Raw genomic sequence first — 23,799 nt, 5'->3', positions numbered from 1 at the left:
AAGGCCAGCCCACGGCGTTGGTCGAAGGGAACCTTCTGACCGGTCGCGGGATCGGTCAACGGGGCCGCACCCCCACCCGGGGTGGACTGGTGCCGGGGTGAGGTCAGCGCGTTCAGGATGCCCTTGAGGCGGGCCGCGGCGGCCTCGGAGAGGGTGGCACGCAGCTCGACGGTGCCGTCACCGTTGTTCTTGAACCACAACCGGGACTTCGCGTGCGCGCGGCGTTCCTCCTCCTCGACCCTCTTGCGTTCTTCGTCCTCACACAACTGTGGAGCGACGATGGAGAGGATCTTGCGGCCCAGGATCCGCAGGTCGTGCGGGGAGTGCTGCGCGGCGAGCTCGACCAGGTGCNTCGTCCTCACACAACTGTGGAGCGACGATGGAGAGGATCTTGCGGCCCAGGATCCGCAGGTCGTGCGGGGAGTGCTGCGCGGCGAGCTCGACCAGGTGCGCCTCCGCGGCGGCCATCACGTCCTCAGGGACTTCGGCACTGGCCAGCAGTCGGTCCAGGGCGGCCACGATCACCTTGGCCTGCTCCAGGTGCACCGCCCCCGAAGCGAGGGCGGCAGCGACGACGCTCCAGCGGGTGTCCAGGGAGGTGGCCAGCTTCTCGGCCTGGTGGTTCGCGCCCGCCCCGGTGCGGGTGCGCGGGGTCAACCAGGAGGCGACGTTGGGGTCGCCGTCTGCGTCGGCCACGTCGCCTGCGGCCGCGATCACCCGCAGCCGCAGGGACTCCAGTTGGGAGCCGAGGTCGGTCAGCTCGACCAAGGCGGCGCGTTTCTCGGCGGTGGTCATGAAGGCGGGGTTGACGTCGGCGACCGACTTCAACGAGGTCTCGATCACCGCTGCGCACTCGAGCACCGGGTGGGTGCCGGGGCCGNCGGCGGTGGTCATGAAGGCGGGGTTGACGTCGGCGACCGACTTCAACGAGGTCTCGATCACCGCTGCGCACTCGAGCACCGGGTGGGTGCCGGGGCCGGTGTGGTCGGGGTTGCTCATGGGCACGATTTTACCCCCGATATGCCTGTTTTTGAACAAATGCACGAAGGTGGTGACCATTGTGAACACGTGTGACGAATGAGCCGAGTTATCCCCAGACGCCAACCCAGATGTTTGAGGATCAGCACCCTCGAACGGGCGCCGATCGTCGTCGCTAGGCTGGCCCGCATGTTGATCGCACTTGGAGACCGCGCCCCCGTCGTACCTGATTCCGCCTGGGTCGCTCCCGACGCGACGTTGGTCGGATCCGTGGAACTGTCCGAAGGGTCGTCCGTCTTCTACGGCGCCGTGCTGCGCGCCGACAACGAGCCGATCACCATCGGTCCACGCTCCAACGTGCAGGACAACTGCGTCTTCCACGTCGACAAGGGCAAGCCCGTGACGCTCGGTGAGGGCGTCTCCGTGGGCCACGGCGCGGTCATCCACGGGGCCACCATCGGCAACCACGTGCTCGTCGGGATGAACGCCACCGTGATGAACGGCTCCGTGATCGGCGACGAGGTGCTCATCGCCGCCGGAGCCCTGGTCACCGAGGGCATGGAGATCCCGCCACGCACGCTGGTCGCCGGCGTGCCCGCGAAGGTGCGTCGCGAGCTCACCGCGGAAGAGGTCGAGCGGTTGCACACGAACGCCGCCATCTACGAGCACCACCGCGACCTACACCGCGGTGGCACGGTCGTCGGCTGACCCGACTGGTCCTCGACTGATCCCAGGAAGCCAGTCACGCGTCGGGGTTCGCGGCGTACGCCTTGACGAAGTCGGTCGGATAGATCGGCAGGCACCAGTGCGAGTCACTGAAGGTCGGGATGCCGCCGGTCTTCCACTTCTCCCAGAAGACCGTGTAGGAGTCGGCCTCGTTGCCCATCGGCACGCTCTCGTAGTCGGGGTGGTTCTCCCGGAGCTGTGCCTCGAGCACGTCCGGATCGCCGCGAGTCTCCCCCTGTCCACCTGAGTTCTGGAAGTAGAACGCGCCCGTGCTGGTGTGCTCGTTGCCGTCATCGTCTGTGTAGCGCAGCTGCGCATCGTCGTCGTACCCGATCAGCACCTTGTAGTGCTCCGAGCTCCAGTGGCCCTCGCCCTGGTCCATCAGCTCGTCGATGGTGACGATCACCGGTACGCCGCAGTGGATCCAGCGCTTGAGCTGGGTGAGAGCCTCGGTCTTGCCGAGCGACTCGTAGGTGTAGCCCTGGCCGGAGAAGCCGCACCTCCAGGCACCGACGGTCATCGTCTCCTGGAGGGTGCCCGGCGACGGGTCGTCGGTGAAGATCGAGACCACCGCCGGGATCAACCCGCCGCTGACGTAGAGCAGGAACGAGTGCAGCCAGGTCGAGTCCCATCCGTCCTTGATGTGCTCACCGGCCCACTGCCCGTTGTCGCCCATCGGGTTGTAGCGCTGCGGCGCCCAGTAGCTGAACGCGTGCGCCAGCGAGAACAGGCCGCACCATCGGGTCTGCTGCTGGTGTTGTTGGGGGACGTTGCCCTGCAGGAACACCTTCGGCGGCGGGTCGACGTCCAACCGGGTCAGGTCGAACCCGTGGTCGAGTCCGACCTCGCGCACCGACCCGACGTCCATCACGACATCACGCACCGTGGTCACGATGAGTCCCCCGTCGGCGTGGCCGGCGATCACGTAACGACCGGCGGGCAGGTTGGAGATGAGCGTGCTCGACTCCTCCGGGTCCGTCGCCACCATGAGGATCTGGGGCGACTCGAGGTCTTCCTGCTTGACGAACGCGAACTTCTCGCAGGTGCCGCAGGGCGTGCCGGACTTGTCGAACGTCGACTGCCACTGCGCATGCTTGGCCGGGTACGTCGCCTTCGCCGGATGCACTGACAGCGCGACGATCTCGGGGTCGTGGAAGATGCGCAGCTGGTTGCTCGCCGCCAGGCCGACCCTGACGAAGGCAGTGGCGACCGGTACGTCGACCCTCGTCTGCGCGGACCCGTCGGAGACGACATACTCCCCCACCTCCGGGAACGCGACCGGGTTGCCCGCCGGGTCGAGGCCGAGGCCGTGGCGCACGACGACGGTGACCGGGCTGCCGATCCCAGGGCCGGACTGGATGGTCCAGGTGACGCCGTCGAGCGGTGACCCGTCGGCGGCAATGAAGACCGGCACGCTCGCGCCGAAGCGGTGCACCCACCGCACGGCCAGCAGGTTGAACATGTCGTAGAAGCTGTCCGGTCCGATGTCGCGGACCCGCAGGATCTCCAACCAGGTCTGGGGGTTGGCGTCGAGCAGCCGCTTGGGTGCCCTCGCTCCCGGGCCGCGGAAGAACCGGCCGCGGCCCGCGTTCGACAGCGACGGTACGACGAACGCGCCCGCCGTGTCGCGGAAGGTGGCGAACAGGTCCTCGCGGGTCAGTCCGGGCTCGTTGAGCAGGGCGACGAGGTCGGCGACCACCTGGTCGAAGAGCCACTCGTCGGGCTCGCCGATGATCGCCGCCGTGCAGCGGCGCACCATCGTCGACTTCCGCGGTGGGTAGTTGCCCGCCCGCTCCGCCGCCGTACGTTCGTCGACCACCTTCCCGCTCCCGTCGCCCCTCCCCTCCATCGTGGGGCCTGCGAACCGCCCACTGAATCCCCCAGACGGGCTATCTCGTGCTCCGGACCCCCGGGGCAGCAGGAGGCATGCGTCTCACGGCATTGACCACTCCGCCACTGCCACCTAGATTTACCTGTTACGCAGTGTCACAGACAATGGAGATCATCGTGAGTCGTTCAGAAGACCAAGTCGTACTCATCACCGGAGGCGCCCGCGGCATCGGGGCCGAGGTCGCGAAGTCGCTCGCCGCCCGGGGCGCGAAGGTCGTCATCACCGACCTCGATGAGACGGCCCTGGCAGAGACGGCCGCCGCGATCGGCGACAACGCCCTCGCCGTGGTGGCCGACGTCTGTGACCTGGCGGCCATGCAGGCCGCAGCCGACGCCACCCTGGAGCGCTTCGGCCGGATCGACGTCGTCGTGGCCAACGCCGGCATCGCCAGCTACGGCTCGGTGATGGCGGTCGACCCCGCCGCCTTCAAGCGGGTGCTCGACATCAACGTCCTCGGCGTCTTCCACACCGCACGGGCCACCGTGCCGGCGCTCGTGGACTCCCAGGGCTACCTCCTCGTGGTGTCCTCACTCGCCGCGTTCGCCGCAGCGCCCGGGCTCGCCGCCTACAACGCCAGCAAGGCCGGCGCCGAGCACTTCGCCAACGCCCTGCGGCTCGAGCTGGCCCACCAGGGCGTCGACGTCGGGTGCGCCCACATGTCGTGGATCGACACGCCCCTGGTGCGGGACGCCAAGAAGGACCTCTCCTCCTTCGAGGACATGATCAAGAAGATGCCCTACCCGCTGAGCCGGACCACGTCGGTCGACGCCTGCGTGAAGGCGTTCGTCAAGGGCATCGAGAAGCGCCGGCGCCACGTCTACTGCCCCGGCTGGGTGCGCGGCGTCGGCCTGAACCGCAACGTGGTCAACTCGGCCGCCGGCAGCAAGCCGGTCCTCAAGTTCGTCCCCGACCTGCTCCCCCGCATGGACGCCGAGGTGGCCGCTCTCGGGCGCTCCACCAGTGCACGCAACCTCGCCAACGCGGAGAACCCCGCGGCCGTCACCGACCCGAAGGACTGACCGTGTCCGAAGCTACCCACCTCGAAGTCCTCATCGTCGGCGCAGGGCTCTCCGGCATCGATGCCGCCGTGCACATCAGCCGGGCCTTCCCGGCGAAGAACTACGCCCTCCTCGAGCAGCGCGACGAGCTCGGCGGCACCTGGAGCCTGTTCAAGTACCCCGGCATCCGCTCCGACTCCGACATGTACACCCTCGGCTTCGGCTTCCGCCCCTGGGACGGCAGGAACGCGATCGCCGACGGCCCCGACATCCTGCGCTACCTGCGCGAGACCGCGACCGAGTACGGCGTCGACAAGCAGATTCGCTACAACCGCAAGGCAACGGACTTCGCGTGGTCCAGCGAGGACAGGTTCTGGACCGTCACCGTCGAGAACACCGCGACCGGAGAGACCGAGACGCTCACCGCCGACTTCCTGGTCTCGACCAGCGGCTACTACAACTACGAGGCCGGCTACACACCCCAGTGGGACGGCCTCGACGACTACCGTGGTCGTCTCGTGCACCCCCAGCACTGGCCCGAGGACCTCGACTACACCGGCAAGCGCGTGGTCGTGGTCGGCAGCGGCGCCACGGCCGTGACGCTGATCCCGTCGATGGCCCGCGACGCCGGACACATCACGATGCTGCAACGCACGCCGACCTACATCGTCAGCCAGCCCAGGGTCGACCCGATCGCCCAGACGCTCAAGAAGACGCTCCCCCGTTCACTGGCCGCGCGGGCGATCCACGCCCGGTACGCCGCAGTCACGATCGGCTTCTACGAGTTCTGCCGGCGCAGCCCGAAGGTCGCGAAGGTGCTGCTCAAGCGCTGGGCCAAGCTGCACCTGCCCGACGACTTCGACTACGACACGCACCTCACGCCGCCGTACGACCCGTGGGACCAGCGCCTGTGTGTGATCCCGGGGGCCGACCTGTTCAAGGCAATCCACAGCCACAAGGTCGACGTCGTGACCGACCACATCGAGAAGTTCACCGAGACGGGCATCAGGCTCAAGTCCGGCCAGGAGCTGGAGGCCGACATCGTCGTCACTGCCACGGGCCTCGACGTGATCCCGATGGGCGGCGCTTCGATCGAGGTCGACGGGGAGAAGGTCGACCTCGGCAAGACCTTCACCTACAAGGCGATGATGCTCAGCGGCATCCCCAACTTCGCCTTCATCGTGGGCTACACCAACGCCTCCTGGACGCTGAAGGCCGACCTCGTGTGCGAGTACGTCGTACGCCTCCTCGAGCACATGGACCAGCACAACCTGAAGGTGGCCGCCCCACGGCAGGAGGAGGGCCTCGAGCCCGCCCCGCTGCTCGACCTCGAGTCGGGCTATCTCCAACGCGCGGCCGGCCGGCTGCCCCTCGCCGGCGACCGGGACCCGTGGCGCCTGAAGCACAACTGGTACTTCGACAGGAAGTTCCTGCGCGGCAGCTCGGTCGACGACGGGGTGATGGAGTTCGCCGACTGACGGCGTACGACGCGTCCGGCGCGACGACCTTGCGACTCCCTGTCGAGCCCCGCTTCCGACCGTCGCGGTGGAGTGCCGGCTGCACGCATCCGTGGGGGTGGGTGGCGCGTGCAGCCGGCGGATCAGGAGGCCTGGCCGGCCAGTCCGAGCGCCTCGTCGGGTGAGGCCTGGGGGATGCGCATCTCGAAGGTGTCGGTGACGACCGTGTAGTCGTAGTAGCCCATTCGCGCGATCGGCTTGATCTTCGGGATGTCGAGCCTGCCTTCGGGCGTGAGCACCGACTCGTCGATGTGGATCCGCTCGACCTTGGCGAACACGATGTCGATCGTGCCGACGTTGGAGTCCCCCACCATGCGGTGCGTGGAGAGGTAGCGGCACTCGAAGTGCACGGGGCTCTCGCCGACCATCGGCACCGGCGCCAGGTCGGCGTACCGCTTTGTCACCCCGACGCGGTCGAACTCGCTCTCGTGGGCGGGCAGGGCCATGGCACTTGTGTTGACCGCCTCGCGCAGGTCCCAGGTGGCCATGTTCCAGACGAACCAACCGGTCTGCTCGGCGTTGAGCACGGTGTCCTTGCGGCGACCGTCGGGGTACTGGTTGGCGGAGAACATCACCATCGGCGGGTCGAAGGTCAGGTTCTGCCACTGGCTGTACGGCGCGAGGTTCTCGACGCCGTCGGGACTGACGCTCGACAGCCAGCCGATCGGGCGCGGAACGGTGCAGCTCTTGAACGGCGAGAAGGGCAGCGGGCTCTTCTCGCTCGCGGGGTCGTACTTCATGGCGAGTCCTTGGGGGTCAGCGGCCGACGGGCACGCGGTGGGTGGGCGGGACCTCGTTGCGGATCCGTGCGGAGAAGGCGTAGTAGAGGCCGCCGGAGACCACGAGTCCGAGGACCCAGGCGAACTCGGCTCCACCCATCCAGCTGGCGATCGGGCCGGTGTAGAGAGTGCTGTGCATGAACGGGATCTGGATCAGCACGCCGATCCCGTAGGCGACGAACGCCCCCACGTTGAACTTGCCGTAGATGCCGTTCGCGTCGAACAGTGCGCCCACGTCGTACTTCTCCTTGCGCACCCAGTAGTAGTCGACGAGGTTGACCGCCGACCACGGCGTCATGAAGTAGAGCAGGAACAGGAGGAAGTCGGTGAAGGTGGAGAGGAAGTTGTCGGTCGCCGCCAACGCGATGGCCAGGGCGACAGCCGAGATGAGCCCGATGTAGACCACGCGGTGGCGCAGCGCGATCGCGGACTGATGGGTGAGGCTGGTGACGATCGTGGCGACCGACATGTATCCGCCGTACGAGCTCAGCGTGTTGCCGGTCAGCTTCCCGAGGATCACCGCGACCAGCACGAGCGGTCCGAAGAAGCCACCGAGGTCGGCGAGGTAGCCCACCTGGTTGGCGCCGAACTTCTCGCCGCCGAGCGAGGCGGCGAACGCGCCCAGGATCATTGCCAGCGAGGCACCGATCACGCTGCCGGCGAAGGTCCAGCCGATCGTGGTCGACTTCGGGGTCTCGGTCGGGAGGTAGCGCGAGTAGTCGGCGATGTAGGGGCCGAAGGTCAGTTGCCAGGAGGCGGCGAGAGAGATCCCCAGGACGAACGGGGCCGCGGCGAAGGCGCCGCTCCCGAGCATGTCGTCGAAGCCCGGATCGCCGAGGATCTTGACGAACAGGCCGAGGAACACGACACCGCTGAGGACCGCAGCCACGTGCGCGAAGCGGTGGATGTGGCGGTAGCCGAAGATCGCCAGGGTCGTCGACATCAGCGCGAACACCACCGCGCCCATCTGTTGCGACACGTGGAGCAGGTCGGCAATGGCCTGCCCGCCGAGGACCAGGCCGGTGGCGTAGAAGCCGAGGTAGATCATCAGGGCCAGCACCAGCGGCAGGATCGCGCCGTAGTAGCCGAACTGGGCCCGGCTCTGGATCATCTGGGGCACGCCGAGCCGCGGCCCCTGCGCCGAGTGGAGTGAGGTGAAGAATCCGCCGGCGACGTTGCCGATCACGATCGCGGGGATCGACCAGAGCGCACTGTTGCCGAGGATGACGAACAGGGCTCCGGTCACGACGGCGGTGATCGAGGTGTTGGCGGCGAACCAGACGAAGAGAAGGCTGCGGGCGTTGCCGTGCCGTTCGTCGGCGGGGACGAAGTCGATCGAACGTTGCTCAATGGTGGATGTCTTGCTCATGACATCCCTTCCGTTCGGAGGTCATCGCCAGACTACGCAGCGATCTGTGACCCGGGTCTCAAGGTGGACAACGAGCATGCAACCAATATATTGGTCATATATCAAGGGTTCGGGCGAAGAAATCTTCGTCCCACCTCCGACGAGCCGACACCGGCCACGGGCGCCAGCGCCCCTAGGATCAAGACGAAAGGGGAACGTGATGACGACTCCGGGCAAGGCCGCACAGGCCTACCAGGTCATCGAGCAGATGATCGTCTTCCAGGATCTCGACCCGGGATCACTGGTCTCCGAGGCATTCCTCATGGAGAAGACCGGGCTCGGGCGTACGCCGGTGCGAGAAGCCCTGCAGCGACTCTCGCGCAACCACATGGTCGAGATCCATCCGAACAAGGGCGTGCTGATCCCGGCCACCTCCGTCGAGGCGCAGCTGCGGATGCTCGAGCTGCGCCGCAGCCTGGAGTCGCTGGCCGTGGAGCTCGCATGCGAGCGTGCCACGGCCTCCGAGCGCCGAGACATCGAGGCGATGGCGACCCGGATCCGTGAGGACGACTTCACACTCAAGGAGTACGCCGAGACGGTGAAGGCCACGCACCAGCTCATCGCGTCCAGCGCCCACAACGACTACCTCGCGGATGCGATGGCGCCCCTCCAAGGGCTCTCACGACGCTTCTGGTTCACCCACGTCGTCGACGAGGTGGCCGAGATCAAGGCCGGCGCCGCCCTGCACATCGCCATGCTCGAGGCGATTCTCGCCAGTGACGTCGACGCGGCGACCGCGGCCTCCGCCGAGCTCAACGACTACCTGGTCGACTTCGCCCTCGGCACGCTGAACCACTCCCCGGCTCGCCGCTGACGGGGCGGCTGGTCCTCAACCGTCCTCGCCCCAGTTGGCCAGGATGGCGGCCGTCGGTGGGATCACCGCGGCGATCGCGGACATCACCACGGCGGCGGTCGTCGACCACAGGCGCACGACGTTCCATGCCAGCAGGATCAGCAGGAGGCAGGTGCCCATCAGCGTGAAGTAGATGCGCTGTCGCCGCTTCTGTCGGCGGGAGCGCGACTCCTTCACGTCGGTCACCCGGGTCGGTGCTTGTCTGCGTCGCACCCCTCCAGTGTGCCGCGCGGACCTGACGCCTGATGGTCAGTCGACGTCGCCGACCAGCTCGGCCTGCGAGGGCGGGTCGTCCGGGGTCTGGGTCGATTCGCGGCGCGTGCCCTCCGGGTCGTCGGTGCGCTCGTCGGACTCCTCGAGGATCGCCTCGGCCTGGGCGTGCGGGTCATCAGCGCCACCCGCATGCTCTTCCTCGGGCAGCTGCTCGGCGCGGGAGTCGATCCGGGCGTCGTCGGGAGACTCAGTCATGACCCGAACCTAGCAACGCCCACGACACCCTGGCCATGGCTGCGCCCCGGGGGCGGTCGGGACCACGTCCACCGGGTGGAGACCATTCGACTGATCGGCAAGGATGCGTTCATGGTCTCTGCACACGTCACCAACGTCCTCACGGGGCTCGAGGCTCAGCGACAAGGACTCGAGGAGCTCTACCGAGACCTGCACACCCACCCGGAGCTGCCCCATCAGGAGACGCGCACCGCGGGCCTCGTGGCGGAGCGTTTGCGCGAGTCTGGCTGCGAGGTGCACGAAGGCGTGGGGGGCACCGGCGTGGTCGGCGTGCTGCGCAACGGCGACGGCCCGACGGTGCTGATGCGTGCCGACATGGACGCGCTGCCGGTGAAGGAGGAGACCGGGCTGCCCTATGCGAGCACGGCCACCGCCACCGACGAGACCGGCGCGGAGGTGCCGGTCATGCACGCCTGCGGCCACGACGTGCACGTGACCAGCCTGCTGGGCGCCGTCGCGTTGTACGCCGCCGCGCTGGACGACTGGAACGGCACCCTCGTGGCAGTGTTCCAGCCGGCCGAGGAGCGGGCCGACGGCGCCGACGCGATGGTCCAGGGCGGCATCGTCGACCTGGTCGAGAGACCCGACGTGGCCTTCGCGCAGCACGTGCTCGCGATGCCCACCGGAACCGTCGGAACCCGCGTGGGACCTGTGCTCTCGGCCGCGGACAGCATGCGCATCACGCTGTTCGGGCGCGGTGGCCACAGCTCGATGCCGCACGCCACGGTCGACCCCGTGGTGCTTGCGGCGATGGTCGTCGTACGCCTCCAGACTGTGGTGTCGCGCGAGGTCGCGCCGACCGCGCCAGCCGTGCTCACGGTCGGCAGCCTGCACGCCGGCACCAAGAGCAACATCATCGCGGACAGGGCGGTGATCGAGCTCAACGTGCGGTCGTACGACGACAGCACCCGCACGCGCATCCTCGACGCGATCAGGCGGATCGTGATCGCGGAGTGCGAGGCCTCGGGCAGCCCGAAGCAGCCTGAGTTCGAGCTCTACGACCGCTACCCACTGACTGACAACGGCGCCGAGGTGACCGAGCGACTGGCCGCCGCCTTCGCCGACCACTTCGGCGCGGCGGCCGGCGAGCTGCCCCTGCAGTCCGCCAGCGAGGACTTCTCGCGACTGCCCGATGCATGGGGAATCCCCTACTCCTACTGGGGTCTGGGTGGGATCGACGGCGAGGCGTACCGTGCGGCCGAGGAGGCCGACCGGGTCGACCAGGACATTCCTGCCAACCACTCCCCCACGTTCGCGCCCGTCATCCAGCCCACCCTCGACACCGGCGTCACCGCACTCGTCGTCGCCGGCATGGCCTGGCTGGGGGCCTGACGAACACCTCAGTTCGCGCAGCGGATGCACGTGCGGGCAACAGGCCTGGCCTCGAGACGCCCTTCGCCGATCGGCAGTCCGCACGTCTCACACGTCCCGTAGGTGCCGGCCACCAGGCGCTCGAGGGCGGAGTCGATCTCGTCGAGGTGGCGCCTGGCCTGCCTCACGAGGGCTCCGACCTGTGACCGCTCGAAGGCGATCGTGGCCCCCTCGGGATCGTGCTCCTCGTCAGCATTGGTGTCCCGCGAGGCGGCTACCACCTCGTCGAAGTCCTCCATCAGACCGGCGAGGCGCTGAAGGGTCTGCTTCCGTTCATCCTCGAGTCGTCCGCGGGCACCGTCCATCCGTTCATTCTTGCCTGTGCCGGGCAGATTCCACGCAGGCCAGGAGTCGAGTGACGCCGTCCGCAGCTGGTGCGAGAATCGGGAGCATGACGGCATGGCACGACCTCGAAGCCGCCGAGCCGGAGTTCGCCCGGCGCGTGCAGGCCCTGTTCGACGCGCACCGGCACAAGACGATCGCGACGCTGCGGGCCGATGGCGCACCGCGCATCTCGGGGATCGAGGCCGCCTTCAAGGAGGGCCGGCTGACCTTCGGATCGATGCCGAACTCCCGCAAGGGATCCGACCTGCGCCGTGACCCGCGGTTCGCTCTGCACAGTGCGACGGTGGACCCGGTGGACGGCTCCGAGGCGTCCTGGCCGGGCGAGGCGAAGATCGCCGGCCGGGCACTCGTGACTGACCCGTCACCCGACGGCGACGCCTTTCACGCCGACATCGCCGAGGTCGTGCACACGCACCTCAACGCCGAAGGGACCAGGCTGGTCGTCGAGTGGTGGACGCCCACCGACGGACTCCAGCGGGTCGAACGCGAGTAGCCCCGAGCGCGGGAGCGATCACTCGTTGATGGCCTCGATGCCCTGCCGCTCGAGCTCGGCCAGGTGGCCGCGCATGTGCTGCAGCACCTCGGGTGCGTGCGGTTCCCAGTCGGTGACCTCACTGACGACGCGGATCGGCTCGCTGGTGCGGTACGAACGGGTCGGGTTGCCCTTGAACCTCGTGTTCGTCAGGTTCGGGTCGTCCTCGAAGAAGCCGGTGGGCTCGACCTGGTAGATCCGCTCGGGCGCATCGGCCTTCGTCCCGTGGAAGAAAGGGCCGTTCTCGGTCGGCACTGACTCCATCACCTCGCTCATGTCGCCATGATGGCGCAACGGACGGTCAGGCGCGCAGGACCTTCTCCATCGCCTTGCCCTTGGCCAGCTCGTCGACCAGCTTGTCGAGGTAGCGGATCTTCTGCATCAGGGGATCCTCGATCTGCTCCACGCGGATGCCGCACACCACGCCGGTGATCAGCTCCGCGTTCGGGTTCAGTCGAGCCTGCGCGAAGAACTCCTCGAACGTGGTCTCCTCCTCGAGGTGGTGCGCGAGCGCCTGCTCGTCGTACCCGGTCAGCCACTCGATGACCTGGTCGAGCTCGGCCTTCGTGCGGCCCTTCTTCTCCACCTTCGTGACGTAGTGGGGGTAGACCGACGCGAAGCTGACGGTGAAGATGCGGCTCATGGGCGTCAGGGTAGTCGGGCGCACGGTGTCACACCGGTGACCACATGAGCCGGTGGATACTTGACCGGCAACCGTCCAGCCCGGACGGTCCTGTGAACGGGGCACTCATGAAGGACAAGCAGCGCGAGCGCGTCAGCGAGATCGTCGGACCGATGCTCGACGCCGGCGAGACCGTCGAGGCGATGGCCCAGGCGATCGTCAAGTCGGCGCCGGCCGAGCAGGGCAGGGTCGGGGGCGCCGCACGCAGGCTCAACAAGGCGGTCAACGCCCGCAGCGCCGCCCGGGCCGAGGGGTTCGTCGTCGTCACCGACCGGCGGATCATCTGCCTGGGCAAGAGTGCCGCCATGCGCCCCACCGGAGAGGTCGTGGCGCAGCTCGGTCGCAGCGACATCGACCACGCCGACTACAAGCGTGGGGTGACCTCGACGTTGACCCTGTGGCCGCAGGAGGGCGACGGCCTCGAGTTCACATTCGGGCTGATCCTGCGGTCATCGGCCGACGAGCTGGCCAGGGTGCTCGGGGCCACGAGCTGACGCTGCGGGTCAGGCCAGACCCGGCGCGCCGATCGCCAACGCCACCACCGCGGCTGCACCTTGTACGTCGGGCAGCGCTCCCCCGGCCCTGCGCGCATTGGCGTGGTCGAGCATGACCGACACGAACGTCTCGGCCGCCTGACGACGCAGTTTCGCCGCGACGCTCCACTCGGCGGCCTGCTCCAGTGCAGACTCGGTGAGCTCGACGAGCGAACGGCGCAGCTTCCGCAGGTGGTCGCGCACCTCCGGGTGCGTGCCGCTCTCACGGAAGATGATCGTCCGCAGGACCAGCGAGTCGTGGTCCTCCAGTCCGAGTCGACGGTGCATGGCGAGCAGCGAGGCGGCCGGGTCGCCACGGCGTACGACGTCGGCGACGGTGTCCGTCGTCGGCGTCGGGAGCCGCTCCTGCAACAGCGTCAGCAGCAGGTCGATCTTGCGTGGGAAGTAGTAGAAGACCAGCCCCTTCGGCACGCTGGCGGCCTCGGCGACACGCGCAGTCGGCGTGGCGTCGAAGCCGTCAACGGCGAAGAGTTCCTCCGCCGCGTCCAGAATCCGGGTGCGGCGGTCGGTGGCAGCCTTCACTCGACTAGTGCGCGATCGGCCCGTGGTGCAGGTGCAGCCGGTGTTCGATCTGCGGCACCTCGAGCACGCCGGCGACAAGCGTGATGGCTCCGACGATCCAGGCCGTCAGGGCCATGTCGTCGATGTTGGCGAACCCCATCACCCACGGTGCGACGATGAAGAGAACACCCATGAGCACGAGCGCGTACTCCGAGATCTTGTCGTCCGGCATGGCCACCGACCAGAGGGAGACGGCCATCGTCGCGACGCCCAGGACCACCATCGTCCAGGTCGCCATGTCGTCCGTGTCGGTCCAGAGCGGCGACAGCGCGGCGTACGCACCAGCCAGCAGCGCCACCAGGGCCTGCCATCGAGTCAACTTCGGCATGACTGATCCTCATTTCCTACCCGAATCCGTCGTCCTCAGGCGGATCATTCACCACCAGAATGCTCCTTGTTTGACCGCCCGGTCAAGAGTGGCGGGGAAGGCTCGGGCGCGCCCAACCGCGTCTGACCTAGCCTGAAACCATGAGTGACATTCCCTCCCTCACCCTCAATGACGGTACGACGCTTCCGGCGATCGGATTCGGCACCTACACGCTCACCGGATCCGACGGCGTCGACGCGATCCGCAGCGCCCTCGACACCGGCTACCGACTGCTCGACACGGCGGTCAACTACGGCAACGAGGAGGAGGTCGGCCGGGCGGTGCGCGAGTCGGGCCTTCCCCGTGACGAGGTGCTGATCACCAGCAAGCTCCCCGGTCGGCATCACGCGTACGACGACGCGGTCGCGTCCACCAAGGAGTCATTGGGGCGCCTCGGCGTCGACCACCTCGACCTGCACCTGATCCACTGGCCGAACCCGACCGTCGACAAGTACGCCGACGCCTGGCGCGCCCTCGTCGACCTGCAGCAGCAGGGTCTGGTCCGCTCCATCGGGGTCTCGAACTTCACCGCCGACAACCTGAACCGGATCATCGCCGAGACCGGCGTGACGCCGGCGGTGAACCAGGTCGAGCTGCACCCGTGGTTCCCCCAGGTCGAGATGCGGGTCGCCAACGAGGCCCGCGGCATCGTGACGTCGTCCTGGAGCCCACTGGGCAAGCGCAACGCCCCGTTCGACGAGGCACCGGTGCGTGACGCTGCCGAGTCCCACAACGTCACGCCGGCCCAGGTGGTGCTGCGCTGGCAGGTGCAGATCGGTGCCCTTCCGATTCCGAAGTCGGCCACACCCCAACGACAGCAGGAGAATCTGGCCGTCTTCGACTTCGTCCTCACTGACGACGAGGTCGCGGCCATCACCGCACTCGGCCGCCCCGACGGCCGGCTCTTCGGCGGCGACCCGGAGACCCACGAAGAGATGTGACCCGCGTCTGGAAGTCGACGTGGACCCTGCGGTGACTGCGCTCGCTCAGTTCACCGACAGCGGAGTCGCGATCTGGTTGACCACGCCTGCCGGGAGCCCGGTGTTGGCGGCGGTCGTCGCCTTCAGCTCCCATCCGTTCCTGGCACCGGCGCTGGCGCCGCACGCGGGGTTGTCGATGGTGGCCGCAGTGAAGCCGGTGTTCGCGGCGGCACCGCTGCCGTCCAGGACAGCGGGCACGGCCAGCGTGTTCGCGCTGCCCAGGTAGACCAGCGTCTTCGCGTAGAGCCACGACGGGGTCGAGCTGCCGGAGTTGAGGTAGGCGGTTCCGGTGCAGCCCGCACCCGTGTAGTAGGCCTGTGCCGGCGCGATGCTGCCGTCCCAGCCGACCGTGAGCATGTAGCCACTGCTGGTCAGGACGGTCACGCTGTTGCGGGCTATCGACTGCACCTTGCCGACGGTGACGCCGTTGCCGTCCTTCAGCACGGTCCCTCCACCGGCGGGTCCTGCGGGACCGGCCGGACCGGTCGCTCCGTCGGCACCGTCCTCACCTGCGGGGCCTGCCGGACCCACGGGGCCGGCCGGGCCAGCGGGCCCCTGCGGGCCGGTGGCTCCGTCGGTTCCGCTGGCACCGTCCTCACCGGCCGGACCTGCGGGGCCGGTCGCTCCGTCGGCGCCGTCGGCACCGTCCAGGCCGTCAGCGCCGTTCGCGCCCGTCGCGCCGTCCTCGCCGTTGGTCCCGTTCTTGCCGTTCGTGCCGTCCTTGCCTGCCAGCGCGATGATCCTGGCGCGGGTGCGCGAGTCCATCTGGTCCCAGCCGACCGAGCCGGTGCGCAGCTCAGACCTCCCGATGCCGTCGGCAGCGATGTCCCACGACTGGATGGACTGGTTCGCGATGTCGCCACTGCCGATGAGACGCGCGGCGACCGCCGTCGTCGGGGTGACGACGACAAGTGCGCCGATCGTGGCGAGAGCGATGAGCGCCGACTTCGGCTTCGGCTTGCGGAACAAGGACACGCGGACCTCCTGAGTAGTCCCGAGATCCCCAAATTTGGGTATGCCAAAGGCTCCCAGAATCCGCACCGGGCCATACCGGTTTTCGCACTATTGGCCTTGCCTGCCCGGGCGTTCACGGCGGTGCGGAGGGTCGCGGACTGCCCACGTAGGATCGGGCGGTGCGCCTGCTACTCATCCGTCATGGTCAGACTCCGAACAACGTGACGGGAGCGCTGGACACCGCCTTCCCCGGAGCCGGTCTGACCTCGCTCGGCGAGGCCCAGGCACGCGCCGTCCCGGGTGCGCTCGCCGACGAGGACATCGCCGGCGTCTATGCCTCCCGCCTGGTCCGCACCCAGCTGACCGCCGCCCCACTCGCCGAAGCGCTCGGGCTCGAGGTCGGCGTACGCCCCGGGTTGGAGGAGGTCGCGGCCGGCGACCTGGAGATGCACACCGAGCGCGACTCCGTTCACGCCTATCTCGACTGCCTGATGCACTGGATGCACGGCGATCTCGCGCGTGCCATTCCCGGTGGCACCGACGGCCACGAGTTCTACGAAGGCTTCGATGCGGCACTGTGCTCCATCGCCGAGGCGCACGCTCCCGATGACACCGTCGCGGTGTTCAGCCACGGCGGATCGATCCGCGTCTTCACCGCGTTGGCGGCCAGGCTCGACCCGGACGCCTCGGACGACCTACGGATGATGAACACCGCCATGGGCGTCCTCGAGGGGCACCCCGGCACCGGTTGGCAACTGGCGCACTGGCACGGCGACCCGCTCGGCGGCCATCAGCTCGAGGACCAGCGGGCGCACGACGTGACCGGAGAGAGTGTCGAGGAGGGCCTCGACGAGTCCTGAGGGCGAGCCCTCGGGTGCGCGGTCCGCTCAGTCGAGTCCCGTCGCTGAGCGGAGCCACGCCCATGCTCGCGCCACCTCGTCGGCGCGAGGCCGGGTGGCAGGCACCAGGTGCGTGGGGCGAGGCACCCGGTCGTGCCAGAATCGGCCGGTCGGCGGCGCAGGTCGGGTCGCCGCCAGCCAGACGCTGGTGTCGGCTCCCTGCCGATCGTCACGCAGGATCGGCCGGGTCAGCCGTCGGAACGTCGGCAACGACTCCCTCACCCCAGGAGTGTCCGCCCAGCCCGGGTGCATCCCGGCCAGCACCATGCCGTCGAAGGACCAGCGGTCGGCCAGCAGCGGGAGCATCTCCACCTGCATGCGCTTGGACCGGGCGTAGGCAACCGACGGCGAGTACTCGCCCAAGCGGAATTCGGGGTCGCCGGCCGGAAGCCGCTGGGCATACATCCCGCCGCTGCTGACCAGGACCGTCCGGCCGCTGTGGAGGCGGTCGCGCAGCAGCTCGGTCATCAGCACCGGCCCGAGCACGTGCACCGCCATGCTCAGCTCGTGGCCCTGAGGTGACTCCGTGCGTTCGGGCGGCATGACCCCCGCGTTGTGGATGAGGGCGTGGACCGAGGTGAGGTCAAGTTCGTCCGCGAAACGGCGTACGTCGTCGAGGTCGGCCAGGTCGCACCGCGTGACGCGCAGGTCGGCATCGCCGACTCGGGAGATGATCTGCCCACGGACCCGTTCGCCCTTCACCTCGTCGCGCACCACCATGTGCACCGCGGCACCCAGGCGCGCCAGGCCCTCCACACAACCGATCCCGAGGCCGGAGCTTGCCCCGGTCACGAGAACGTGTCGCCCGGCGAGTGCTCCGGGCTGAGGGTCCGCGGGCCAACCCGGCAACCGGCGCCGGACCTCGAAGCCGATGCGGCTGTAGCCCGGTGCCAGCGTCCGGTCCATCAACGTGTCCAGCGCCCTCACCGGGAGAGTGGCTGCCTCCGCCGCGCTCACCGGCCGTCTCCCAGCGCATCGAGGCACGCTTGCATCTGCCGGATGGTCTTGCGAGCCAGGGCCGGGAGGTAGGCCGCCACCAGTGGAGCGGCGTACTTCGCGGCGCCGGTGAAGGAGAACTCGGCGTGGTAGGTCACCTCGGAACCACCATCGACGCCGGCCCTCACACCCAGCACGTCGTGACCCTCGAACTGCTCGTTGCGTCCGACCAGGTGGATGCGGGTGGGCCGCTCCAGCTCTGCGACGGTGTAGCGGATCTCGGACTCGCGCCCCATGAACGAGGAGACATTGCGGTAGACGCTGCCCACCTCGCCGCCGCCCTGCACGAGTTCGCAGGTCTTCGTGCCCGGGTCCCACTCCTCGGCGTTGCGGAAGTCGGCAAGGTAGTCGTGGACCCGCTCCGGCGCGGCGGTCGTGGTGAACGTGCGGGTGATCGAAGGTCTCATCTGTTCGGCTCCACACTGTCGGAGAGACCGGGAGGCACGGGGGTCACCCCGGTCGGGACGTCATGCAGTACCCACGCGGAGAGATCGAACCCGCCACACTCCCGGCATCGGCCGCATGCGGCACGGGCCGTCGGGTACGGAGAAGCATGACCGAGAACCCGAACTACGACCCCCAGACCCGCCCCAACATCGGCCCCGGCTCCTCGGAGCCCGAGCCGGAGACGCCTCCCACCGATCCCGCCGGCGACACAGGCGCAGGCGACCACGCCGAGCACCATGACGGCGATGGGCAGGACGGTGACACCGGCTTGGTCACGTCTCAGGACCCGCCGCCCGAGGGCAGCCAGCGCGAGAACGCCGAGACCGCCCTGGACCAGCCCTCGGAGGGCTCCGAGTAGTTTGCCGGACGCCGTACGCGTCGGGTCAGAGGACCTCGTCGAGTCGTGAGGTGTCGAGGCTGGCGGCCAGGTCGGCGATCGTCGTACCAGCGAGCGAGTCCCGCCAGGCACGTTCGGCATCGGCCATCACCTTGGCGATGCCGCAGGCCTCGAGGCACTTCTCGGGAGGCTGGGCCAGCACGCCCTGCTGTCGGATCTCCGTGCAGCGGAAGGCCGGCCGCTCTCCGTCGATCGCCTGGACGACCTGCAGGACCGTGATCTCGCCGGCGACCCGGGCGAGGGCGTAGCCCCCGTCGCGGCCCTCACTCGGCAGGATCAGGCCGGCCCGGGCGAGCTGGTGCAGGTGCTTGGCGAGGTAGGCCTTCGAGACCCCGTGCAGCTCGGCCAGCCGAGCGCTGGGCACCGGTTGCTCCGCCTGGCTGAGTACGACGCAACAGTGGATGGACCACTCCACCCCGGCCGAAAGCTTCACCCGGCCATCCTTGCAGGCCGGACCTGCTCAGTCGCGATCACGTAGCCATTCGTCGAGCGTGGTCGGCGCGATCCAGGCGCCCGCGCCGGGCGTCGCGACCAGCGCCGCGTCATCGAGCACCGCGCCGAAGTAGCCGGCCTGAGGATCCGGGACCACGGTCCGGGCGTCCCCCGTCGCCCTGAACTCGCGACGGATCAGCTCATCGATCCCCAGTGCCTCGGGGCCGGCGATCTCGAGGGTTCCGTTGACCGGGGCTCCCGTGACCACCTCGGCCAGGTGGGTGACCACGTCACGAGAGGCGATCGGCTGCAGGGTTGCCGGCGTGGCCCGGACAGTGCCGTCCTCGGTCCCCGCGTCGGCGATGCCCGCGATGAACTCGAAGAATTGCGTCGAGCGGACGATCGTGAAGGGGACGCCACCAGCGGCGACCCCGGCCTCCTGCGCCAGCTTTGCCCGCATGTAGCCCGACTCGGTGAGCCGGTCCGCGCCGACGATCGAGAGGATCACGTGGTGGCCCACACCGGCGCGCTCCTCGGCCGCGACCAGGTGTGCCGTGGAGTCGCGGAAGAAGGCGAGGACGTCGTCGCCTGCCCAGGACGGCGAGTTGGTCAGGTCCACGACCACGTCCGCCCCCTTGACCGCATCGGCCACGCCCTTGCCGGTCGTGGTGTCGATGCCGTCCTCGCGTCCCAGCGCGTCGACCTGATGGCCCTGCTCCCCCAGTCGGGCAGCCAGCTGGCTGCCGATCAGGCCTGCTCCGAAGATGACAACCTTCATGATCCCACTCCTTACTGAGACAAGTTTTGTAGTAGTTTACTACGACACTCCTTGTCCGAGTCAAGGAGTGTCCTGCCGATCCCCGACAACGGGGAAGTCGACCGGCTCGGGTATCGCGCGTCGCCATGCGTGCTCCTTCCGTTCGACGCACCACGCGTCGTACTCATCGAAGTCGTACTCATCGGAGGACACCATGGCAACCGGACGCAGCGACCACGACCACGACAGGACGACGCGGGAGCGAGCGGAGGAGCCGCTCACCGTCGACCAGGAGCTGGAGCTCGGCGACCGACAGGGTGAGCCCGACTGGTTCGACCTCAACCGCCTGCGCTCCCCCGCCGAACGCGAGGCGGAGCCGTCGGGGAGCGTCGGCCTCGGCGAGGAGCTGCTCCGCGACGAGATGGTGCACAGCGTCGACGAATGGACCCCGGAGAACTCCCGGACGATCATCGGCGGACCGCGCTCGCTGGGCGTCCACCGTCCGCGGATGCTGCGCCGGTTCAACGGGTCACCCGTCGAGCCCGCGAACTTCACCCAGATCTACGACGGTGAGAGCCGGCAGGTCTACTCGACGACCGCGGCCCCGTGGGTCCGCATCGGTCAGCTCGACACCGGTCGTGGCAAGGGCAGCGCCACGTTGATCGGGGAGTCCACGATCCTGACGGCCTCCCACGTCGTGGCGAACTCATGGTCCCCGGGTGGTCCGGTGATCGGGAACGTCACCTTCACACCCGGCATGTTCGACGGCACGTCGGTGCTCGGCGGGAGCTGGACGGCCAACGTCATCGGCATCGCCGCCTGGGAGCAGTTCGTCGGGCAGGACGGCTACGACATGGCCATCTGCCAGCTCGACCAGCCCTTCGGCCGGTGGCTCGGCTACTTCGGCTACCGGACGTACGACGACGACTGGGAGGACCTGCACGTCTGGAACCACGCGGGCTATCCCTACGACCTGAGCGCGACCGGCCAGCGGCCCTGCTTCGAGCTCGGCATCTCGGTGCACGACGACGACAGTGACAGCTATGACACGCTCGAGCTCGAGACCAGGGCCGACATCGCCAGCGGTCAGTCCGGCGGACCGCTGTGGGGTCGCTGGACCAATGGTGGTCGCCAGGTCATCGGCACCCTCAGTGGCCGTGAGGACAACTTCGCCGAGGAGAAGAACAGCCTCTTCGCCGGCGGCAACGGCCTGAGCCGACTCTGCAGGTGGGGCCGCGACAACTGGGGCTGAGGGTGTCGGCAGCCGCGCGGGTCAGATCGGCAGAGCCTTGCCAGGGTTGAGGATTCCGTGCGGATCGAGCGCGGCCTTCACCGCGTGGTGCATCTGCGCCACGGCCGGCGAGAGCTCCTGTCCCAGTCCGGCGCGCTTGAGGAGGCCGATCCCGTGCTCCCCCGTCACCGTGCCGCCGGCCTCGAGCGCAACCCGCAGGATCTCGTCGAACGCGGCCCGGGCCCGCACCCCTGCAGCCTCGTCGCCCGGCGGCGTGACCAGCAGGGGATGCAGGTTGCCGTCGCCGGCGTGGGCGATGTTGGCCACCATGACGTCGTGGGCGCGGCCGATGTCGCGCACCTGTCCGAGCACGTCGGCCACGCGCGCCAGCGGCACGCAGATGTCCTCGGTCAGCACCACGCCCTTGCGCTCCATGGCGGGGAAGGCGAAACGCCTGGCGGCGTACAACGCCTCCGACTCCTGCTCGTCCTCGGAGGCTGCGGTGAAGGTCGCCCCGGCCTCCTCGAAGCAGCGGATCAGCTCCTTCGTCTCATGGACCGCCAGCTCCCCCGGTGCGTCGGTGCGACCGATCAGCACGGTGTCGGCGTCGTTCGAGAGGCCCATGTGCTTCCACTCGTCGACGGCCTCCAGGCAGCCGCGGTCGACGAGCTCGAGGACGCTCGGTGAGATGCCGGAGGCGCCGATCAGCGCGACCGCGCGCCCGGCGTCCTCCAACGAGTCGAAGTTGCCGATGACGGTGGTCGCGGACGGCGGCAACGGCCGCAGGGCCAGCACGACCTCGGTGACGACGCCCAGGGTTCCCTCCGACCCGACAACCAGGCCGCGCAGGTCGTAGCCGGCAACGCCCTTGGCGGTACGCCGACCGAGCCGCACCACCTCCGCGGTTCCGGTGACCACCTCGAGCTCGCGCACGTAGTCGCCGGTGACGCCGTACTTCACGCAGCACATGCCGCCGGCGTTGGTCGCGACGTTGCCGCCGATCGTCGACCAGGGGCTGCTGGCCGGGTCGGGCGGATACCAGAGCCCGTGCTCCACGAGGGCGGCACGGAAGTCGTCGTTGACCACACCGGGCTGCACGCGCGCCAGCCGGTGCTCGACGTCGACCTCGAGGATCTGGTCCATCCGCTCCATCGACACGACCACGGCGTCGGCGGTTGCATTGGCCCCGCCCGACAGGCCCGTGCCCGCGCCCCGGGTCACCAGCGGAGTGCCGGTCGCGACGCACGCCGCCACGACCGCACGCACCTCCTCCGTCGTGCGGGGACGCACCACTGCCGCCGGGACGTCGTACGCCGCCCACACCGAGCGGTCGTGCGCGTAGGCCGACGTGGAGTCGGGGTTGGTCAGCACGTCGAGGCCCTCGATTGCCTCGAGGGCCTCCACGATCGGGGCCGAGACGGTGGACGCGGTCATCGGGTCTTTCCTTCGGTCGAGGTCACGTGCAGCTGCGTGTCGGGCAGCGACGGCAGCAGCAACACCTTGCCTGCATCCTCCCGCATCAGCTCAAGGGCGAGCGGGAGCCCGCTGAGCGGCAGCCGGTGCGTCAGGAGCCCGGCCAGGTCGACCCGGCCGGAGATCACCAGCTCCGAGAGCCGGTCCCAGGTGCCCCACAGGGACCGACCGAAGCTGCCCCGCAGGGTCAGTCCCCGGGTGATCAGGGTGCGCGTGACCGGCAGTGCGACCTCGCCCCTGACCAGGCCCACGACGACGACGGTGCCCTCGTTGCGTGTCGCGTCGAGGACGGCGGACAGCGCCGCGCCCGCGCCCGAGCACTCGAAGGCCACGTCGTAGCCACCGCGGTGGCGCGTCGTCGGGTCGGCGACCTCCATCGGGTCCACACCGACGTCGAGCACGACGGCGCCGGACCGCTCGGCCATCTTGCGGCGCATGGGGTTGGGCTCGACCACGGTGACAATGCGGGCGCCCATGGCCACGGCGATCTGGACGAGCACCAGCCCGACCGGGCCTGCACCCGAGACCAGGACGCTGCTGCCGGCCAGGGACACTCCGCTGCGCAGCACGGCGTGCATGGCGCTGCCCCCGGGCTCGAGCAGTGCGGCCTCCTCGAGCCCGATTGCGTCGGGCAGGGCGAAGCAGCTCGCTGCCGGGACGACGACGCGCTCCGCGAACGCGCCGTCGAGGTGGACGCCGAGCAGCTGCACCCGCGCGCAGTTGTGGCCGTCGCCGTTTCGACAGAAGAAGCACTCGCCGCAGTGGAGGTGGGTCTCGACCGCCACCCGGGTGCCGACGGCGACCCGCGTCATGGGGTCGGCCTCCACGACGATCCCGGCAACCTCGTGTCCCATCGTGACGGGGAACCTCATGCCGAAGTCGTCCAGCACCGGTCCGGAATCGTGGATCGCGGCATCCGTGCCGCACACGGACGCCGCGGCCACCTCGATGCGCACCTGGCCGGGGAGCAGCACCGGCTCCGGTCGATCGGTGACGAACCGGCAGCCGGGTCCGCGGTCTGCCTTGACTGTCGCTCGCATGAGCGCCTCCTTCGCGTTGCTCCCATGTTCGGCGCGAACGACGGGGCGACGGCACCGCTGAGAGACGAGACCGCAGATCGACACCTTCGACAGATGTCGAAACACCGAAGGGGACGTGCTCGAC

Annotated in this window: 28 protein-coding genes and 1 pseudogene; 11 read left to right on the top strand and 18 right to left on the bottom strand. The window is 68.9% G+C overall.

The annotated features are described in order from the left end of the window. Positions 1–352: 352 nt before the first annotated feature. The coding region (locus ASD30_RS27910; protein ID WP_442938230.1) for a DUF222 domain-containing protein at positions 353–795 on the bottom strand (443 nt) is incomplete at its 3' end. A gap of 372 nt (positions 796–1,167) precedes the next feature. On the opposite strand from ASD30_RS27910, the gene ASD30_RS08780 reads away from it, so the two are divergent. After that, complete coding sequence (locus tag ASD30_RS08780; protein WP_056680487.1) at positions 1,168–1,686, top strand: gamma carbonic anhydrase family protein; 519 nt, start codon at positions 1,168–1,170, stop codon at positions 1,684–1,686. A gap of 34 nt (positions 1,687–1,720) precedes the next feature. Here ASD30_RS08780 and ASD30_RS08775 read toward each other — a convergent pair whose 3' ends face one another. Beyond that, complete coding sequence (locus tag ASD30_RS08775) at positions 1,721–3,523, bottom strand: C39 family peptidase (protein WP_056680176.1); 1,803 nt, start codon at positions 3,521–3,523, stop codon at positions 1,721–1,723. 188 nt (positions 3,524–3,711) lie between these two features. On the opposite strand from ASD30_RS08775, the gene ASD30_RS08770 reads away from it, so the two are divergent. Both ASD30_RS08770 and ASD30_RS08765 read left to right on the top strand, forming a co-directional pair. Further along, on the top strand, positions 3,712–4,614 hold the full coding sequence (locus ASD30_RS08770; protein ID WP_235530090.1) for an SDR family oxidoreductase: 903 nt from the start codon (positions 3,712–3,714) through the stop codon (positions 4,612–4,614). Positions 4,615–4,616: 2 nt separating this feature from the next. After that, positions 4,617–6,071, top strand: a complete 1,455-nt coding sequence (locus tag ASD30_RS08765; protein ID WP_162250929.1) for a flavin-containing monooxygenase — start codon at positions 4,617–4,619, stop codon at positions 6,069–6,071. Positions 6,072–6,193: 122 nt separating this feature from the next. Here the strand turns inward: ASD30_RS08765 and ASD30_RS08760 are convergent, their stop codons facing one another. Then, positions 6,194–6,850, bottom strand: coding sequence for a flavin reductase family protein (locus ASD30_RS08760; RefSeq protein WP_056680170.1), 657 nt, complete (start codon positions 6,848–6,850; stop codon positions 6,194–6,196). 16 nt (positions 6,851–6,866) lie between these two features. Further along, positions 6,867–8,258, bottom strand: a complete 1,392-nt coding sequence (locus tag ASD30_RS08755; RefSeq protein WP_056680167.1) for a purine-cytosine permease family protein — start codon at positions 8,256–8,258, stop codon at positions 6,867–6,869. Between the two features lie 199 nt (positions 8,259–8,457). Between ASD30_RS08755 and ASD30_RS08750 the strand changes: the two genes are divergently transcribed. Then, a complete protein-coding gene (locus tag ASD30_RS08750; RefSeq protein ID WP_056680164.1) occupies positions 8,458–9,111 on the top strand; it encodes a GntR family transcriptional regulator in 654 nt (217 codons plus the stop codon). A 15-nt stretch (positions 9,112–9,126) separates the two neighbouring features. Here ASD30_RS08750 and ASD30_RS08745 read toward each other — a convergent pair whose 3' ends face one another. Together ASD30_RS08745 and ASD30_RS08740 are read right to left on the bottom strand one after the other, a co-directional pair. Continuing rightward, positions 9,127–9,363, bottom strand: coding sequence for a DUF3099 domain-containing protein (locus ASD30_RS08745; protein ID WP_235532543.1), 237 nt, complete (start codon positions 9,361–9,363; stop codon positions 9,127–9,129). A gap of 36 nt (positions 9,364–9,399) precedes the next feature. Beyond that, a complete protein-coding gene (locus tag ASD30_RS08740; RefSeq protein WP_056680158.1) occupies positions 9,400–9,618 on the bottom strand; it encodes a hypothetical protein in 219 nt (72 codons plus the stop codon). A 111-nt stretch (positions 9,619–9,729) separates the two neighbouring features. Between ASD30_RS08740 and ASD30_RS08735 the strand changes: the two genes are divergently transcribed. Further along, a complete protein-coding gene (locus ASD30_RS08735) occupies positions 9,730–10,989 on the top strand; it encodes an amidohydrolase (RefSeq protein ID WP_056680480.1) in 1,260 nt (419 codons plus the stop codon). Positions 10,990–10,997: 8 nt separating this feature from the next. On the opposite strand, the gene ASD30_RS08730 is transcribed toward ASD30_RS08735, so the two are convergent. After that, the gene (locus ASD30_RS08730) at positions 10,998–11,333 is read right to left on the bottom strand and encodes a TraR/DksA family transcriptional regulator (RefSeq protein WP_056680155.1); all 336 of its coding nucleotides are present in this window, start codon (positions 11,331–11,333) and stop codon (positions 10,998–11,000) included. Between the two features lie 86 nt (positions 11,334–11,419). On the opposite strand from ASD30_RS08730, the gene ASD30_RS08725 reads away from it, so the two are divergent. Beyond that, positions 11,420–11,866, top strand: a complete 447-nt coding sequence (locus ASD30_RS08725) for a pyridoxamine 5'-phosphate oxidase family protein (RefSeq protein ID WP_056680153.1) — start codon at positions 11,420–11,422, stop codon at positions 11,864–11,866. A 92-nt stretch (positions 11,867–11,958) separates the two neighbouring features. Here the strand turns inward: ASD30_RS08725 and ASD30_RS27905 are convergent. After that, a pseudogene (locus tag ASD30_RS27905) lies at positions 11,959–12,103 on the bottom strand (NAD(+)--rifampin ADP-ribosyltransferase); the annotation flags it as partial. Between the two features lie 103 nt (positions 12,104–12,206). Next, on the bottom strand, positions 12,207–12,548 hold the full coding sequence (locus ASD30_RS08715; protein WP_056680147.1) for a DUF2200 domain-containing protein: 342 nt from the start codon (positions 12,546–12,548) through the stop codon (positions 12,207–12,209). Positions 12,549–12,655: 107 nt separating this feature from the next. Between ASD30_RS08715 and ASD30_RS08710 the strand changes: the two genes are divergently transcribed. After that, on the top strand, positions 12,656–13,081 hold the full coding sequence (locus tag ASD30_RS08710) for a hypothetical protein (RefSeq protein ID WP_156388674.1): 426 nt from the start codon (positions 12,656–12,658) through the stop codon (positions 13,079–13,081). Positions 13,082–13,090: 9 nt separating this feature from the next. Here ASD30_RS08710 and ASD30_RS08705 read toward each other — a convergent pair whose 3' ends face one another. Beyond that, positions 13,091–13,663 (bottom strand): TetR/AcrR family transcriptional regulator, encoded by a 573-nt coding sequence (locus ASD30_RS08705; protein ID WP_056680140.1) that lies wholly within the window; start codon positions 13,661–13,663, stop codon positions 13,091–13,093. 4 nt (positions 13,664–13,667) lie between these two features. Continuing rightward, complete coding sequence (locus ASD30_RS08700; protein ID WP_056680137.1) at positions 13,668–14,030, bottom strand: SPW repeat protein; 363 nt, start codon at positions 14,028–14,030, stop codon at positions 13,668–13,670. A 140-nt stretch (positions 14,031–14,170) separates the two neighbouring features. Here ASD30_RS08700 and ASD30_RS08695 point away from each other — a divergent pair, with 140 nt between their 5' ends. After that, positions 14,171–15,010, top strand: coding sequence for an aldo/keto reductase (locus ASD30_RS08695; protein WP_056680134.1), 840 nt, complete (start codon positions 14,171–14,173; stop codon positions 15,008–15,010). Between the two features lie 45 nt (positions 15,011–15,055). Here the strand turns inward: ASD30_RS08695 and ASD30_RS27765 are convergent, their stop codons facing one another. Then, entirely contained in the window at positions 15,056–16,024 is a 969-nt protein-coding gene (locus ASD30_RS27765; RefSeq protein ID WP_056680131.1) for a collagen-like protein, read from the bottom strand. A gap of 158 nt (positions 16,025–16,182) precedes the next feature. Here ASD30_RS27765 and ASD30_RS08685 point away from each other — a divergent pair, with 158 nt between their 5' ends. Continuing rightward, complete coding sequence (locus tag ASD30_RS08685) at positions 16,183–16,863, top strand: histidine phosphatase family protein (RefSeq protein WP_056680128.1); 681 nt, start codon at positions 16,183–16,185, stop codon at positions 16,861–16,863. 27 nt (positions 16,864–16,890) lie between these two features. On the opposite strand, the gene ASD30_RS08680 is transcribed toward ASD30_RS08685, so the two are convergent. Both ASD30_RS08680 and ASD30_RS08675 read right to left on the bottom strand, forming a co-directional pair. After that, the gene (locus ASD30_RS08680) at positions 16,891–17,859 is read right to left on the bottom strand and encodes an SDR family NAD(P)-dependent oxidoreductase (protein ID WP_200950040.1); all 969 of its coding nucleotides are present in this window, start codon (positions 17,857–17,859) and stop codon (positions 16,891–16,893) included. Then, positions 17,856–18,305 carry an SRPBCC family protein gene (locus ASD30_RS08675; RefSeq protein WP_056680121.1) on the bottom strand — a complete coding sequence of 150 codons (450 nt, stop codon included), beginning with the start codon at positions 18,303–18,305 and terminating at the stop codon, positions 17,856–17,858. The genes ASD30_RS08680 and ASD30_RS08675 overlap by 4 nt, the downstream gene beginning before the upstream one ends. A 146-nt stretch (positions 18,306–18,451) precedes the next feature. On the opposite strand from ASD30_RS08675, the gene ASD30_RS08670 reads away from it, so the two are divergent. Next, on the top strand, positions 18,452–18,703 hold the full coding sequence (locus tag ASD30_RS08670) for a hypothetical protein (protein WP_056680117.1): 252 nt from the start codon (positions 18,452–18,454) through the stop codon (positions 18,701–18,703). A 25-nt stretch (positions 18,704–18,728) separates the two neighbouring features. Here the strand turns inward: ASD30_RS08670 and ASD30_RS08665 are convergent, their stop codons facing one another. Both ASD30_RS08665 and ASD30_RS08660 read right to left on the bottom strand, forming a co-directional pair. Next, positions 18,729–19,175, bottom strand: coding sequence for an RrF2 family transcriptional regulator (locus ASD30_RS08665; protein ID WP_056680114.1), 447 nt, complete (start codon positions 19,173–19,175; stop codon positions 18,729–18,731). Positions 19,176–19,202: 27 nt separating this feature from the next. Beyond that, complete coding sequence (locus tag ASD30_RS08660; protein WP_056680111.1) at positions 19,203–19,952, bottom strand: SDR family oxidoreductase; 750 nt, start codon at positions 19,950–19,952, stop codon at positions 19,203–19,205. A 193-nt stretch (positions 19,953–20,145) separates the two neighbouring features. On the opposite strand from ASD30_RS08660, the gene ASD30_RS27465 reads away from it, so the two are divergent. Then, complete coding sequence (locus ASD30_RS27465; protein ID WP_056680108.1) at positions 20,146–21,183, top strand: trypsin-like serine peptidase; 1,038 nt, start codon at positions 20,146–20,148, stop codon at positions 21,181–21,183. A 21-nt stretch (positions 21,184–21,204) separates the two neighbouring features. Here ASD30_RS27465 and ASD30_RS08650 read toward each other — a convergent pair whose 3' ends face one another. Together ASD30_RS08650 and ASD30_RS08645 are read right to left on the bottom strand one after the other, a co-directional pair. Continuing rightward, the gene (locus ASD30_RS08650) at positions 21,205–22,596 is read right to left on the bottom strand and encodes an FAD-binding oxidoreductase (protein ID WP_056680106.1); all 1,392 of its coding nucleotides are present in this window, start codon (positions 22,594–22,596) and stop codon (positions 21,205–21,207) included. Continuing rightward, on the bottom strand, positions 22,593–23,675 hold the full coding sequence (locus ASD30_RS08645) for a zinc-dependent alcohol dehydrogenase (protein ID WP_056680103.1): 1,083 nt from the start codon (positions 23,673–23,675) through the stop codon (positions 22,593–22,595). The genes ASD30_RS08650 and ASD30_RS08645 overlap by 4 nt, the downstream gene beginning before the upstream one ends. Between the last annotated feature and the right edge of the window lie 124 nt (positions 23,676–23,799).

The sequence above is a fragment of the Nocardioides sp. Root140 genome, from assembly GCF_001426745.1.
Classification (GTDB): domain Bacteria; phylum Actinomycetota; class Actinomycetes; order Propionibacteriales; family Nocardioidaceae; genus Nocardioides.
The sequence above is the reverse complement of the archived record's forward strand: the minus strand, read 5'-3'. Positions and strand labels throughout refer to the sequence as shown.